The organism is Pseudomonas sp. Os17, from assembly GCF_001547895.1.
GTDB lineage: Bacteria > Pseudomonadota > Gammaproteobacteria > Pseudomonadales > Pseudomonadaceae > Aquipseudomonas.
In genome coordinates this window covers 6820091-6834151 of record NZ_AP014627.1, presented here as the reverse complement: position 1 = coordinate 6834151, position 14061 = coordinate 6820091, and the positions used below count along the sequence as shown (strand labels likewise).

The following is a 14061-nucleotide window of genomic DNA, read 5'->3' as shown; positions in this document are numbered from 1 at the left end:
GGCGACTTACAGAATCGGTGAAATCAGCCGCGCGACCCGCATGCCCAGTTGTTGCAGGCGGTGGGTCTGGCGGCTTTCTTCCTTGGCGACTTCCCGGGCCTTGGCGAAGTCGGCCTTGAGCATGTCTTCCACCTCGGTGGCGAAGTCGTCGTCCACGGTGAGCAACATCACTTCGAAATTCAGGCGGAAGGAGCGGTTGTCCAGGTTGGCGCTGCCAATGGCGCTGATCTCGTTGTCGATCAACACCACTTTTTGATGCAGGAACCCGGGCTGATAACGGAAGACCCGGACCCCGGCGCGCACCGCCTCGAAGGCATAGAGGCTGGAGGCGGCGTAGACGATGCGATGGTCCGGGCGCGCCGGCAGCAGGATGCGCACGTCCACACCGCGCAGCACCGCCAGGCGCAGGGCGGCGAACACCGCCTCGTCGGGAATGAAGTACGGGCTGGTGATCCACACCCGTTCGCTGGCGGCGTGGATCGCCTCGACGAAGAACAGCGAGCAGGTTTCGTAGGCATCCGCCGGGCCGCTGGCCAGCAGTTGGCAGAGCACGCCGCCGTCGGGGTAGGCGTCCGGCAGGATCAACGGTGGCAGTTGCCGCGCGGCCCAGAACCAGTCTTCGGCAAAGGACTCCTGCAGGCAGGCCACCACCGGGCCGCTGACCTGCACGTGGGTATCGCGCCAGGGGGCCAGGGGCGGCTTCTTGCCCAGGTATTCGTCGCCGACGTTGTGCCCGCCGACAAACCCCAGCATGCCGTCTACCACCACGATCTTGCGGTGGTTGCGGAAGTTCACCTGAAAGCGATTGAGCCAGCCACTGCGGGTGGCGAAGGCGTGCACCTGAACCCCGGCGTCGCGCAGGGTCTGCACGTAGCTGGCGGGCAGGGAGTGGCTGCCGATACCGTCGTAGAGCAGGTGGATCGACACGCCTTCGGCGGCCTTTTCCAGCAGCAGGCGTTGCAGGCGCCGGCCCAACTCGTCGTCGTGGATGATGAAGAACTGGATCAGCACCGCCGTGTGGGAACGGCGGATGGCGTTGAAGATCGCTTCGAAGGTGGCATCGCCATTGACCAGCAGGCGCAGCCGATTGTTGGCCAGGCACGGCATGCGACCGAGCTTGGGCATGGCCCGCAGCGAGGCATAGGCCTGGGAGGCCCGGGCGGTCAGGGCTTCTTCGACCCAGGGGCGCCAGTTCAGCTCGTTGATGGCCTTGTGCATTTCCACGTTGGCCTGGCGCCGGGCCTTGATGTAGGCGTCGAAGGTGCTGCGGCCGAACACCAGGTAGGGGATCAGGGTCAGGTAGGGCATGAACATCAGCGACAGGGCCCAGGCAATGGCGCCTTGGGCGGTCCTGACGGTGAACACCGCGTGGATCGCGGCGATCAGCCCGAGAAAATGCAGCAGCGCAATGAGATAGCCGAAGATGTGCGGGCCAAAATAATCCATGGGGGCAGCCTTGCTCCTGAAGATTCAATGCCTAACAGACCATGTTCCACGGCGAATGTCGCTATTTTATTCTGCATGCAACGCCGTGCCTTGCTTGAAGTCTAACGGCCACTACTGTCTAGGAGTCATTCGATGAAACTTCGTTTACTGGGTTGGGCGTTGGCGGCGGGAATGGCGCTGCCACTGGCGGCGCAGGCGCAGATGCTGCAACCGGGCTTGTGGGAACTGACCAGCAGCAACATGAAGGTCGATGACCAGAACCTGCCGGATCTGTCGCTGATCCTCGGCCAGTTGCAGCAGCAGATGACCCCTGAGCAACGGGCCATGCTGGAGAAACAGGGAGTGACCATGGGCGGCAAGGGCATTCGCGTGTGCCTGACGCCGGATCAGGTCAAGTCCGATACCATTCCGCTGCAGGACCCGCAGTCGGGCTGCCAGCAGCAGGTCACCGAGCGCAACGGCAACCAGTGGAAGTTTCGCTTCAGTTGTCCCAAGGCCCAGGGCAACGGGGTGGCCAGGTTCATCAGTGATCGCGAGTTCACCACCAACGTGATCGGCACCTTCAATGCCACCGGCATACAGCAAAAAGGCAGCATGGACACCCGCGCCGTGTGGCTCGGCCAGGACTGCGGCACGGTCAAGCCCCGGGCTTCCTGATCCCGCCCCGTAGCCGGTTTGCCGGTGCAGGCGCCCGCCAGAAACCGGGCGCCGGGCCCTGGCCGACAAGCCGGCGCCACGCCTAGACCATGCGTTGCACCGCCTGCTCCAGGGTCAGTTGCCCCAGGTCTTCGCCCTTGCGGCTGCGCAGGCTGACATAGCCTCCGGCTTGCTCCTTGTCCCCGATCACCAGCAGATAAGGCACTTTCTGCAGGCTGTGCTCGCGGATCTTGTAGCCGATCTTTTCGTTGCGCAGGTCGGCACGGGCCCGCAGTCCATGCCGGCGCAGGCGTTCGGTGATGGCCTGGGCATAGTCCGCCTGGGCCGCGCTGATGTTCAGCACCGCCACTTGCTGCGGCGCCAGCCACAGGGGCAGGGCACCGCCATGGTGCTCGAGGAGAATGCCGATAAAACGTTCCAGGGAACCGAACAGCGCTCGGTGCAGCATCACCGGCTGGCGCCGTTCGCCGTGGTCGTCGACGTAGCTGATGGCAAAGCGCTCGGGCAGGTTGAGGTCCACCTGCAGGGTGCCGCACTGCCAGTCGCGGCCGATGGCGTCGCGCAGTACGAACTCCAGTTTGGGACCGTAGAAGGCGCCTTCTCCCGGGTTGAGCCGATAGTCGATCCGCATGCTTTGCAGGGCACCGATCAGAGCGCCTTCGAGCTGGTCCCAGACGTCATCGCTGCCGATGCGATGGGCCGGGCGGGTGGAGAGTTTCACCGCCACCTCGTCGAAACCGAACTCCTTATAGATGTCGAACACCAGGGCGATGGTGCGGGCGCATTCGTCCTGCATCTGTTGCGCGGTGCAGAAGATGTGGGCGTCGTCCTGGGTGAAGTGGCGCACCCGCAGCAGGCCGTGCAGCGCCCCCGAAGGTTCGTAGCGATGGACCTTGCCGAATTCGGCGAGGCGCAGCGGCAGGTCGCGGTAGCTCTTGCTGCCGTGGCCGAAGATCGCCACCGCGCCGGGGCAGTTCATCGGCTTGAGGGCGAAGGTGCGCCGGTCCTCGGTGCTGGTGGTGAACATGTGGTCGCGGTAGTTCTGCCAGTGCCCGGAGGTTTCCCAGAGGCTGCGGTCCATCACGTCCGGGGTGTTCACTTCCTGGTAGCCGGCCTGTTCCTGGCGTTGGCGCATGTAGCCGATCAACTGCGTGAACAGGGTCCAGCCCTTGGCGTGCCAGAACACCGAGCCGGGGGCGCAGTCGTCGAAATGGAACAGGTCCAGCTGTTGCCCGAGCTTGCGATGGTCGCGTCTGGCCGCCTGTTCCTGGCGCGCCAGATAGGCGTCCAGATCCTGACGGGTGGCCCAGCAGGTGCCGTAGATTCGTTGCAGCGGTACGCCGTCGGCGTCGCCACGCCAATGGGCGCCGGCCACCTTGGTCAGTTTGAAGGCGCGCAACTGGCCGGTGCTGCGCACGTGGGGGCCGCGACACAGGTCTTCGAAGTCGCCCTGACGGTACAGCGACAGCACGGCGTCCTCGGGCAGGTCGCGGATCAGCTCGACCTTGTATGGCTCGCCCTGGTCCTGGAAGTGTTGCAGCGCCTGCTCCCGGGACAGCTCGCGGCGGTGCACGCGGTGGTTGGTGGCGGCCAGGCTGTGCATGCGCGCCTCGATCAGCGCCAGGTCTTCGGGGGTGAAAGGGCGTTCATGGGCGAAGTCGTAGAAGAAACCGTCCTCGATCAGTGGCCCGATGGCCACCTGGGCCGTGGGATACAGCTGCTTGACCGCCATGGCCAGCAGGTGGGCGCAGGAGTGGCGCAGCACCTCCAGACCCTCGGGATCGCTCGCGGTGACGAGGCTCAGCCGCGCGTCGCCGGTCAGCAGGTGGTCGCAGTCCACCAGGCGGCCATCGACCCACCCGGCCACGGCGGCTTTGGCCAGGCCACTGCCGATACTGGCGGCCACCTCGAACACGGACAACGGCTGGTCGTACTCACGGCACGCGCCATCAGGTAGGGTGATGCGGATCATCTTCGGGGGTCCTTGGTATCAGGCGGTTAACGGGTGAAGCGCAGGGGCAGGCCCTGACAGTGGTCGTACAGGCGGCCCTGGTGCCAGGCGAGCTGGCCGGACACCAGGGTGGTGGCGACGCTATGGCGAAAGCGCCGGCCGGCGAACGGCGTCCAGGCGCATTGGGCCAGGATCGGCTGGCTGTCCACGGCCAGCCCTTCGGGTTCGGGACGGATCAGCACCAGATCGGCCCAATAGCCTTCGCGCAGGTAGCCGCGGTCGGGAATGGCGAACAGATCGGCCACCCGATGGCTGGTCTTGGCCACCAGGGTGGTCAGCGGCAGGATCCGGTCGGCCACCAGCTCCAGCAGGGCCGGCAGGGCGTGCTGCACCAGGGGCAGGCCCGCTGGCGCGCGGGTGTAGGGCTGCTGCTTCTGCTCCCAGGTGTGGGGCGCGTGGTCACTGCCGATGACGTCCAGGCGCTCGCTGTTAAGGGCCTGGCGCAGGGCATCGCGATCGGCCTGGGTCTTGATCGCCGGGTTGCATTTGATCAGGTGGCCCAGGCGCGGATAGTCGCGGTCATCGAACAGCAGGTGGTGCAGACAGACTTCAGCGGTGATGCGCTTTTGCGCCAGTGGCCGATCTTCGAACAGCGCCAGTTCCCGGGCGCTGGTCAAGTGCAGCACGTGCAGGCGGGTGCCGTGTTTCCTTGCCAGTTCCACCGCCAGGGACGAGGAGCGGTAGCAGGCCTCGGCGTCGCGAATGCGCGGGTGGGCGGCGGCGGGAATCTGTTCGCCGTAGAGTTGCTGCCAGCGTTGTTGCACGACCTGGATGCTCGGGGTGTGTTCGCAGTGGGCCAGGAGCAGGGTTGGCACCTGGCGAAACAGCCGGTCCAGTACCTCGGGGTCGTCCACCAGCATGTTGCCGGTGGAGGCCCCCATGAACACCTTGACCCCGGCGACCTGGGTCGGGTCCAGAGCGGCGACGGTGTCCAGGTTGTCGTTGCTGACGCCGAAGTGAAAGCCGTAGTTGGCCACCGAGGTGGCCGCCGCGCGACGCTTCTTGTCCGCCAGGGCGGCCAGGGTCAGGGTCGCCGGTGAGGTGTTGGGCATGTCCATGAAGCTGGTGATGCCCCCGGCCACCGCTGCCCGCGACTCGCTGTGGATGCTGCCTTTTTCCGGCGCGCCGGGATCACGAAAGTGCACCTGATCGTCGATCATTCCCGGCAGCAGCCAGTGGCCCCGGGCGTCGATTTCCAGGTCGGCGCTGAGGTGGTCGAGGCTGCCGATGGTGTCGATACGCCCATGGCTGACCAGCAGGTCGGCGTCGAATTCGCGCCCTTCGTTCACCAGCCGGGCATTGCGGATAAGGATTCGGCTCATGCTCAGAACTCGTTCTGCAGGGCCTTGTAGCCACGCACCAGATCGACGTTGGTGCGGGCCACGTCTTCGGAAAACTCCGAAGCGCTGATGCTCACCGGAGGGAATTGCGCCAGATCGGTCTTGGGTCCGATGCGGGTGGTGGAGGGCACATAGAAGCCCGGCGGCAGGTCGCGACCGTCCACCACCGAGTTGTGCCGGACCACGCTGCCGTCGCCCACCTCGCAGTTGAACAGCACGCTGTTGAAGCCGATGAACACCCGGTCGCCGACCACGCAGGGGCCATGGACGATGGAGCGGTGGGCGATGGAGGTGTGCTGGCCGATGGTCACCGCCGCACCGGATTTGGAGTGGATCACCACGCCGTCCTGGATGTTCGAGTTGGCGCCGATGGTGATGGCGTGCATCTGGCCGCTGGCGTCCACTTCATCGGCGCGGATCACCGCGTAGGGGCCGACGAACACGTTGTCGCCGATCACCACCTTGCCGCAGATGATGGCGGTCTTGTCGACGTAGGCGGATTCAGCGATCACCGGCAGGTCGCCGGAAGGGTTTTTACGAATCATGGCGCGAGTCCTTCAAGGGGGAACTGATGACTTCCACCGCGCCATCGCGAATGGCGTTGTAGAAACAGTTGGGGCGGCCGGTGTGGCAGGCCGGGCCGTGCTGATCCACCTGCAGCAGTACGGCGTCGCCGTCGCAGTCCAGGCGCGCTTCGATCAGGCGCTGGCGGTGGCCCGAGCTTTCGCCTTTGCGCCACAGGCACTGGCGCGAGCGCGACCAGTAGCAGACCTGGCCGCTGGCCAGGGTTTCGGCCAGGGCCCGGCGGTTCATCCAGGCCAGCATCAGCACCTCGCCGCTGTCGTGTTGCTGGGCGATGGCAGCGATCAGGCCGTCGCTGTTCCAGGGCAGGGCATCGAGCACCGCGGTCAGTGGCCAGCGACTGCCCGTGGCAGCGCTTTCCAGGTCCAGCAGCGATAGCGGCGGGCGCTGGATCATGGCCGGCTCAAGGCGTCGTACAGGGTGTTGAGGTTGTATTCGAACAAGCCGATGAAGGTGCTGGCCGGGCCGCTGGCCGCCAGGGCGTCGGAGTACAGGGTGCCGCCGATGCGGGCGCCGCTTTCCTCGGCGATCTGCTGGAGCAGGCGGGCGTCCTTGATGTTTTCCATGAACACCGCCTTGACCTTGGCGTTGCGGATCTGGGTGATCAGCGCCGCGACTTCGGCGGCCGAGGGTTCACGCTCGGTGGACAGGCCCTGGGGCGCCATGAAGTCGATGCCGTAGGCCTGGCCCAGGTAGCCGAAGGCGTCGTGGGAGGTGACGATCTTGCGGTTGCCCGCAGGCAGGGCGCCGAGCTTGGCCTTGGCTTCGGCCAGCAGGCGATAGATCTGTTGCAGGTAGGCCTGGCTGTTGCGCTGGTAGTCGGCCTGGTGGGCCGGGTCGGCGGCGATCAGCGCCTGGGTGATGTTGTGCACATAGAGTTCGCTATTGGCCAGGTTGTGCCAGGCGTGCGGATCGGGAATCTGTTCACCGTCCTCGTCCAGGGTGCGTGGAATCACCCCGCGACTGGCGGTGATCACTGGCGTCTTGCTGGCCGAGCTGGCCACCAGGCGATCCAGCCAGGGCTCGAAGCCCAGGCCGTTCTTGATGATCAGCCGGGCCTTGAGCAGGGCCTTGGCATCGTCCGGCGTGGGTTCGTAGGTGTGGGCGTCCTCGTCGGCGCCCACCAGGTTGGTGATCTGTACATGCTCGCCGCCGACCTGGCGGGTCAGGTCGGCGAGGATGCTGAAGCTGGTCACCACGGCCAGCTTGTCCGCGGCCTGAGCGCTGGACCAGGACAATGGCAGCAGCAGGCTGAACAGCACGAGTAGAGCGCGCATCGGGAAACACCTCATGGGGATGTGAGCAGGGGTGGGCGGTGCAGCAGGCCGTGCACCGGACCGAACACCACGGACAGCAGGTACAGGCCGCCGGCCACCAGGACGATGGCCGGCCCGCTGGGCAGCGAGTAATGGAACGACAGCAGCAGGCCGAGCCAGACCGACAGGCAGCCGAGCAGGGCGGCGATGCCCAGCAGCCTTGGCAGGCGTCGGCTCCAGAAGCGTGCGGCGGCGGCCGGCAGCATCATCAGGCCGACCACCATCAGCGCACCGATGGCCTGAAAACCCATCACCAGATTGAGCACCACCAGGGTCAGGAACAGGCCATGGGCCAGGGGGCCCAGGCGGCTGACGCTGTGCAGGAACAGCGGGTCGAGGGTGTCGAGCAACAGGGCCTTGTAGATCAGGGCCAGGGCCAGCAGGCTGAAGGTCGAGACCAGGAGCATGCCGTTGAGGGTCGGCCCGTCCACCGCCAGGGCCGAGCCGAACAGCAGGTGCAACAGGTCCAGGCGTTTGCCCGCCAGCCCGAGAATCAGCACGCCGCTGGCTAGGGATATGGGGTAGATAGCGGCGATGCTGGCGTCTTCCCGCAGGCCGGTGCGGCGGGTGATCCAGGCGGCCAGCCCGGCCATGCCCAGGCCGGCGCCGAGCCCGCCGAGGGTCAGGGCCGGGAGGCTGAGGCCGGCGAACCAGAAGCCCAGGGCCGCACCGGGGAGAATGCCGTGGGCCACCGCGTCGCCGATCAGGCTCATGCGCCGCAGGATCAGAAACACCCCCAGAGGCGCGATGCTGCAGGCCAGGACCAGGCCGCCGAGCAGAGCCCGGCGCATGAACAGGAACTCGCTGAAGGGCTGCCAGAAATGCGCGGCGAACTGCATCAAGCCACCTGTGCGCAGGGTGGTTGGGCGATCAGCTCTTGGCTGGGGCCAAAGACGCAGCCGCTGCTTTTTACCAGCAGGGTCCGGGGGATGTGCTGGCGCACGGCGGCCAGGTCATGGCAGACCACCAGCAGGGTCCGGCCCTGAGCGTGCCAGTTGTGCAGGTGGCGCCAGAGCAGGGCCTGGCCTGTTTCGTCGAGGGCGGCGTGGGGTTCGTCCAACAGCAGTATCGGTGCTTCGGTCAGGCTCAAGCGGGCGAGCAGGGCGCGTTGCAATTCGCCGCCGGAAAGGGCCATCAACGGGCGTTTTTCCAGGCCGCTCAGGCACCAGTCTTCGAGTACCGTGCGCAGCTTTTCTCCCCGGGCCCTGGCCGGTTCACGTTTGCCCCAGAAGCCACCGGCCACCAGTTCTTCCAGGCTGATGGGGAACTGCCGGTCCAAGTGTTGCTGCTGTGGCAGGAATGACAGACCGCCGCGCGGCGTACCCAGGTGGACCTTGCCCGAGAGTGGCTTCTGCAACCCGGCGAGGACTTTCAGCAAGCTGCTCTTGCCCGACCCGTTGGCGCCGATGATCGCGCTCAGGCTGGCCTTGGGCAGGTGCAGATCCAGCGCCGGGGTCAGCGGTTGCCCCGGGGCGCCCCAGCGCAGGTTTTCGCAGCGGATCATCAGGCCTCCCAGTTCCAGCGGCTTTCCGCCACGGCGTCATGGGCGTGCAGGCTTTCGGCATGCACCACCCGCAGGTGGAAGGCGTTGATTCCGGGTGAGCGACGCAGGGCCAGGTTCAAGCGGCGGGCGGCGTCTTCGCAGAACATCAGGTTCTGTCCGTTGGCCAGGGCAAAGGCTTGCTCATCGGCGCGCTTGACTGCGGTTTGCACAGCGGTGCCCAGGGCGCTTTCTGCATCGTTGATCAAGGCCATTAGCGGCAGTTCGTCAATGAAATCATCCAGGCGCAAATGCAATGCCGCGTTGCTGCGCTGGCTGTGGGGCGTGGCGACGATGCCTTGGGACGAACCCAGCCAAGCCAGGACGTCGGTGTGTTGCAGTGGCCGATCGGCAAAATCATCAATGAATTGCTGCTGGATCAGTTGCCGCGCCAATGCCGCCGAGCAGGGGCAGGTTGAGGAATAAGGCACGTCGATTTTTAGTTCCACGTGGAACATCGCGTTTTTCAGCCGCGCTTCAATGCTCAGCGGGTAGCTTTTCCAGCCGGCCAAAGGGCTGACCAATGCCGGGCGTTTCAGCAGCAGATCCAGCTTAATGCTCAGGTAGGCGCTATGCGCCAGACCTTCATGGCTATCAAGGAAACGCTGCAAAACCCGGCGCAGCAGCGCCGGGGTGAGGCTTTCCTGTTCGAGCATTTCCAGGGCCAGGTACAGGCGCGACATATGAATGCCTCGCGCTTCGCCATCGTCGAGGCTGACACCGGCATCGGCCTTGGCAGCGGTTCGCTGGCCGTCGATCACTACAGGTAAGGCAATGCCGCACATGCCCACCCATTCCAGGGGCAAGGCTTGGCGTGAGGCCTGCGCGGCGATATCCGGCAGAGTCAGCGCGTTCATGGACAGGTCCGTCGTGGGAAATAATTCGACATGTTATATTATAACAATACGTCCGATGGGAAGTTTTTCCTCGACGGTTGTTCATCCTGCCTTGTGAGTACGGACGCTCCTTTTTTTGCGGTATTTGCCATGCACAGACGTCAATTGCTCAACCTGCTGTTGGCCGGTACGGCCCTGATGTTTCCCTGGAGTGTTCACGCCGCGCAGATTCGCCATGCGCGTTTGTGGAAAGACGCCGAAAAGCTGCGGCTGGTGCTCGATCTGAGTGGCCCGGTGCAGTACAAAACCTTCAGCCTCAGCGCCCCGGAGCGTCTGATCATCGATGTCGGCAGCGCTCGCCTGGAGGGTGACTTCAGCCAGTTGAACCTGGCCAACACCCCGATCCGCGCGATCCGCTCCGGGCCTTTTGGCCGGGGCGACACGCGGATCGTCCTTGACCTGACTCAGCCGCTGCAGCTCAACAGCTTTCTCCTCCCGCCCCAGGATGGGCAGGGGCACCGGCTGGTGCTGGACCTGTCCGCCCCCGGCAAGGCAGCGCTGCCGACCGTCGTGGCCAGCGCGCCCGTGGTCAGACCCGAGGCGGCGCCGGGCAAGCCTCATCCCAAGCGCGACATCATCGTGGTGGTGGACCCCGGCCATGGCGGCAAGGACCCCGGCGCGGTCGGGGCCAAGGGCGAGCGGGAGAAGGATGTGGTGCTGGCCATCGCCCGCTTGCTGGCCAAGCGGCTCAAGCGCGAGAAGGGATTCGACGTGAAGCTGGTGCGCAACGACGACTTCTTCGTGCCGTTGCGCAAGCGCGTGGAGATTGCCCGCAAGCATCAGGCCGACATGTTCATCTCGGTGCATGCCGACGCGGCGCCGCGCCTGACCGCGTCCGGTGCCTCGGTGTACGCCCTGTCCGAAGGCGGTGCGACTTCGGCCACCGCGCGTTTGATGGCCCAGCGGGAAAACGGCGCCGATCTGTTGGGGGCGAGCACGTTGCTCAACCTCAAGGACAAGGACCCGATGCTGGCGGGAGTGATCGTGGACATGTCGATGAACGCCACCATCGCCGCCAGCCTGCAATTGGGCAGCACCGTGCTGGAGAGCCTGGCGGGGATCACCACCTTGCACCAGAAGCGTGTGGAACAGGCGGGTTTTGCGGTGCTCAAGTCACCGGACGTGCCGTCGATCCTGGTGGAAACCGGCTTCATCTCCAACAGCCGCGACCGCCAGCGCCTGGTCACCGCGCGGCACCAGCAGGCGCTTGCCGATGGCCTGTTCAACGGCCTGCAACGTTATTTCGAGAAGAACCCGCCGGCCAACAGCTACCTGGCCTGGCGCCAGGAAACCGGGAACACCCGCCCCGCGTAGCGAACAGGCCGGTGCGTGTTGGGTCGTTGCCGAGTTTGCCTGCGCTGGCCCGCCGGCTCCGCCAAAGGGGCGGGTCAGGGCCGCTAGCACCCGCTGATACGGCTGCAGGTGAACTGGCCGCGGCTGCCGCCGGAGCTGGAGAAACGGTTGCGAGTGGTCCAGCCCACGCGCTGGCTGTAGCCCACCCAGGCTTCGCCATCGGAAGCCAGGCCGGTGAAGAAGGTCAGTTGGCCGTAGCGGCTGTTGGTCTGCACCCAATAGCGTTTGCCGATCACCTCGAACCCGCGCAAGTAGGTGGTGCTGCCTGCCGTGGCGACGCTGTAGGCATTGCCCAACGGATCGACGCAGGCCAGCAGGGTAGCGCTGCGGGTGCAAGTGGCCAGGGGGTTGGGCACGGCTGCACCGGCCTGGCCGGCAAACGTCAGGATCAGGCTGGAAAGCAGGAGCGGCAGGGCAAGGCGCATGGCGATTCTCGTGGCGGCAGGGGCGCAGCATCGCGCCCTTCGTCGTGGGCGGCAAGGGAGGGTTGGCTAATTCGAGTTGTTATAATATAACATTAAATAAAGCCTGATCCGTGACCCGCCATGACTGAACAAGAGCTCCTCGCCGAACCCCAAGCGCACTACATGAACGAGGCCCAACAGGGCTTCTTCCGCGAACGGCTGCTGGCCCAGCGCACTGAGCTGCAGGAGCGCATCGCCGCAGAGTTCGACCAACTGCGCGAACAGGAACCCCACAGCGACCCCGCCGACATCGGCAGCGCCGAAGAGCAGCGCCAGTGGCAACTGCGCCTGCTGGAGCGGGAAAAGAAGCTCCTGGACAAGATCGACGAGGCCCTGGAGCGCCTGGCCCGTGGTGAATACGGCTGGTGCGCCGACACCGGCGAGCCCATTGGCCTGCAGCGCTTGCTGCTGCGACCCACCGCCACCCTGTGCATCGAAGCCAAAGAGCGCCAAGAGCTGCGCGAACGTCACCAACGGGCGCCTTGACCCGCCGCGAACCTGATGAGGAATCCCCCATGACCGAGCGTCTTCCCGTTACCGTGCTGTCCGGCTTTCTCGGCGCCGGCAAGAGCACCCTGCTCAATCACGTCCTGCGTAACCGCGACAACCTGCGGGTGGCGGTGATCGTCAACGACATGAGCGAAATCAACATCGACGGCAGCGAAGTGCAACGCGATGTCAGCCTCAACCGCGCCGAAGAAAAACTGGTGGAAATGAGCAACGGCTGCATCTGCTGCACCCTGCGCGAAGACCTGCTGCTAGAGGTGGGCAAGCTGGCCCGCGACGGGCGTTTCGATTACCTGCTGATCGAGTCCACCGGGATCTCCGAGCCGCTGCCGGTGGCGGAGACCTTCACCTTTCGCGACGAGTCGGGCCAGAGCCTGGCCGATATTGCCCGTCTCGACACCATGGTCACCGTGGTCGACGGCATGAACTTCCTGCTGGACTACCAGGCGGCGGAAAGCCTCGCCAGCCGCGGTGAAACCCTGGGCGAGGAGGACGAGCGTTCGATCACCGACCTGCTGATCGAGCAGGTGGAGTTCGCCGACGTGATCCTGGTCAGCAAGATCGACCTGATCGGCAGCGCCGAGCGCGAGGAGCTGCTGGCGATTCTGGCGCGGCTCAACGCCCAGGCAGAAATCATCCCCATGGTCATGGGCCAGGTGCCCCTGGCCAAGATCCTCAACACCGGGCGTTTCGACTTCGAGCGGGCGGCCCAGGCGCCGGGCTGGCTGCAGGAACTGCGCGGCGAACATGTGCCGGAAACCCAGGAGTACGGCATCGCCTCCACGGCGTACCGCGCCCGGCGTCCCTTTCATCCGCAGCGCTTCTTCGACTTCATCAACCGGCCCTGGGTCAACGGCAAGCTGCTGCGCTCCAAGGGCTTCTTCTGGCTGGCCAGCAAGTACCAGGAGGCGGGCAGCTGGTCCCAGGCCGGGGGCTTGATGCGCCACGGCTTTGCCGGGCGCTGGTGGCGCTTCGTGCCCAAGCAGCAATGGCCCCAGGACGAGGAAAGCACCGCCGCGATCCTGCACAACTGGACCCCGGCCACGGGCGACTGCCGCCAGGAGCTGGTGTTCATCGGCCAGAACATCGACTTTGCCCGGCTTTGCGCCGAGCTCGATCTGTGCCTGCTGGATGACGACGAAATGGCCCTCGGCACCGAGGCCTGGAGCCTCATGAGCGATCCTTTCGGTCCCTGGCATGCAGAGGAGGCGGCCTGATGCTGACCCTGAATTCACCGGTGACCCCGCTGGACAAGCCGCTGCCGGCCAGTTGGCTGCTGCTGCCCGGCGTGGTGCCCCTGGTTTCTCGTCGCCAGGCCATCGGCAGCACCCCGGCGGTACTGGCCGAGGTGTTGCAGGACGAGGTCAACCTCGGCCTGTGGCAGCGGCGGTTGCCGGCGCATATCGCCGATTTCGGCGAGTTGCTGCTGTCCCTGAACCAGCCATTGGCGGAGTCGCTGGCGCTGGATCTGCCGGACGAGGAGGCCCTGCCGAACCTGCAGGGCCTGGCATCGGGCTTCAGTGATTTGCACGGTTATGACGGCTTTATCGCCGACGCTTCCTGGCTGGTCAGCGCCTTTGCCTGCCTGTTGGGCGCCAAGCGCGTGGGTTTGCGCCTGCGGGTTCTGGACAAGGCCATGTGCCCGCGCTTTCACGTCGACCATGTGCCCGTGCGCCTGATCACCACCTACGCCGGGATTGGCAGCCAGTGGTTGCGCGAAGGGGCGATGGACCGTCGGCAACTGGGACAGGCCAGTGCTGAACCCCGTGACCCGACGCTGATCCAGCAGATCGGCAGCGGTGAGGTGGCGCTGTTCAAGGGCGAGAAGTGGCACGGCAACCAAGGGTTCGGCCTGATCCACCGCTCGCCGCAACCGGCGCCGGGGGAGCGCCGGCTGATCCTTACCCTTGATTGGCTGGGTTGATCCAGGCGTGTAGCCGCTGCCGAGC

Annotated in this window: 15 protein-coding genes; 5 read left to right on the top strand and 10 right to left on the bottom strand. The window is 65.6% G+C overall.

Annotation, left to right across the window (positions count from 1 at the left end; all coding sequences use genetic code 11):
• Nucleotides 1–6: 6 nt before the first annotated feature.
• The gene (gene cls / locus POS17_RS30400; RefSeq protein WP_060841822.1) at nucleotides 7–1446 is read right to left on the bottom strand and encodes a cardiolipin synthase; all 1440 of its coding nucleotides are present in this window, start codon (nucleotides 1444–1446) and stop codon (nucleotides 7–9) included.
• 132 nt (nucleotides 1447–1578) lie between these two features.
• Here cls and POS17_RS30395 point away from each other — a divergent pair, with 132 nt between their 5' ends.
• The gene (locus POS17_RS30395; RefSeq protein ID WP_016966262.1) at nucleotides 1579–2103 is read left to right on the top strand and encodes a DUF3617 domain-containing protein; all 525 of its coding nucleotides are present in this window, start codon (nucleotides 1579–1581) and stop codon (nucleotides 2101–2103) included.
• 82 nt (nucleotides 2104–2185) lie between these two features.
• On the opposite strand, the gene thrS is transcribed toward POS17_RS30395, so the two are convergent.
• The 8 genes from thrS to folE2 are packed head-to-tail and all read right to left on the bottom strand — an operon-like array spanning nucleotide 2186 to nucleotide 9749.
• Entirely contained in the window at nucleotides 2186–4075 is a 1890-nt protein-coding gene (gene thrS, locus POS17_RS30390; RefSeq protein ID WP_060841821.1) for a threonine--tRNA ligase, read from the bottom strand.
• A gap of 26 nt (nucleotides 4076–4101) precedes the next feature.
• The gene (locus POS17_RS30385; RefSeq protein WP_060841820.1) at nucleotides 4102–5436 is read right to left on the bottom strand and encodes a dihydroorotase; all 1335 of its coding nucleotides are present in this window, start codon (nucleotides 5434–5436) and stop codon (nucleotides 4102–4104) included.
• Between the two features lie 2 nt (nucleotides 5437–5438).
• Nucleotides 5439–5999 carry a gamma carbonic anhydrase family protein gene (locus POS17_RS30380; protein ID WP_060841819.1) on the bottom strand — a complete coding sequence of 187 codons (561 nt, stop codon included), beginning with the start codon at nucleotides 5997–5999 and terminating at the stop codon, nucleotides 5439–5441.
• Nucleotides 5989–6432: a phosphoribosyl-AMP cyclohydrolase gene (gene hisI / locus POS17_RS30375; RefSeq protein ID WP_060841818.1), complete on the bottom strand. Its 444-nt coding sequence runs from the start codon at nucleotides 6430–6432 to the stop codon at nucleotides 5989–5991. Before hisI ends, POS17_RS30380 begins: the two co-directional genes overlap by 11 nt.
• The gene (locus tag POS17_RS30370) at nucleotides 6429–7313 is read right to left on the bottom strand and encodes a metal ABC transporter substrate-binding protein (protein ID WP_060841817.1); all 885 of its coding nucleotides are present in this window, start codon (nucleotides 7311–7313) and stop codon (nucleotides 6429–6431) included. Before POS17_RS30370 ends, hisI begins: the two co-directional genes overlap by 4 nt.
• Nucleotides 7314–7324: 11 nt before the next feature.
• Complete coding sequence (locus tag POS17_RS30365; RefSeq protein ID WP_060841816.1) at nucleotides 7325–8191, bottom strand: metal ABC transporter permease; 867 nt, start codon at nucleotides 8189–8191, stop codon at nucleotides 7325–7327.
• On the bottom strand, nucleotides 8191–8856 hold the full coding sequence (locus tag POS17_RS30360) for a metal ABC transporter ATP-binding protein (protein ID WP_060841815.1): 666 nt from the start codon (nucleotides 8854–8856) through the stop codon (nucleotides 8191–8193). Before POS17_RS30360 ends, POS17_RS30365 begins: the two co-directional genes overlap by 1 nt.
• The gene (gene folE2 / locus POS17_RS30355) at nucleotides 8856–9749 is read right to left on the bottom strand and encodes a GTP cyclohydrolase FolE2 (RefSeq protein WP_060841814.1); all 894 of its coding nucleotides are present in this window, start codon (nucleotides 9747–9749) and stop codon (nucleotides 8856–8858) included. The genes POS17_RS30360 and folE2 overlap by 1 nt, the downstream gene beginning before the upstream one ends.
• Nucleotides 9750–9878: 129 nt before the next feature.
• On the opposite strand from folE2, the gene POS17_RS30350 reads away from it, so the two are divergent.
• Nucleotides 9879–11102 carry an N-acetylmuramoyl-L-alanine amidase gene (locus tag POS17_RS30350; RefSeq protein WP_060841813.1) on the top strand — a complete coding sequence of 408 codons (1224 nt, stop codon included), beginning with the start codon at nucleotides 9879–9881 and terminating at the stop codon, nucleotides 11100–11102.
• An 83-nt stretch (nucleotides 11103–11185) separates the two neighbouring features.
• Here the strand turns inward: POS17_RS30350 and POS17_RS30345 are convergent, their stop codons facing one another.
• A complete protein-coding gene (locus tag POS17_RS30345) occupies nucleotides 11186–11566 on the bottom strand; it encodes a hypothetical protein (RefSeq protein ID WP_060841812.1) in 381 nt (126 codons plus the stop codon).
• A gap of 120 nt (nucleotides 11567–11686) precedes the next feature.
• On the opposite strand from POS17_RS30345, the gene dksA reads away from it, so the two are divergent.
• The 3 genes from dksA to POS17_RS30330 are packed head-to-tail and all read left to right on the top strand — an operon-like array spanning nucleotide 11687 to nucleotide 14036.
• Complete coding sequence (gene dksA / locus POS17_RS30340; protein ID WP_060841811.1) at nucleotides 11687–12091, top strand: RNA polymerase-binding protein DksA; 405 nt, start codon at nucleotides 11687–11689, stop codon at nucleotides 12089–12091.
• Nucleotides 12092–12120: 29 nt separating this feature from the next.
• Complete coding sequence (gene zigA, locus POS17_RS30335) at nucleotides 12121–13329, top strand: zinc metallochaperone GTPase ZigA (RefSeq protein ID WP_060841810.1); 1209 nt, start codon at nucleotides 12121–12123, stop codon at nucleotides 13327–13329.
• Nucleotides 13329–14036, top strand: coding sequence for a DUF1826 domain-containing protein (locus tag POS17_RS30330; RefSeq protein ID WP_060841809.1), 708 nt, complete (start codon nucleotides 13329–13331; stop codon nucleotides 14034–14036). The genes zigA and POS17_RS30330 overlap by 1 nt, the downstream gene beginning before the upstream one ends.
• Nucleotides 14037–14061: the final 25 nt, after the last annotated feature.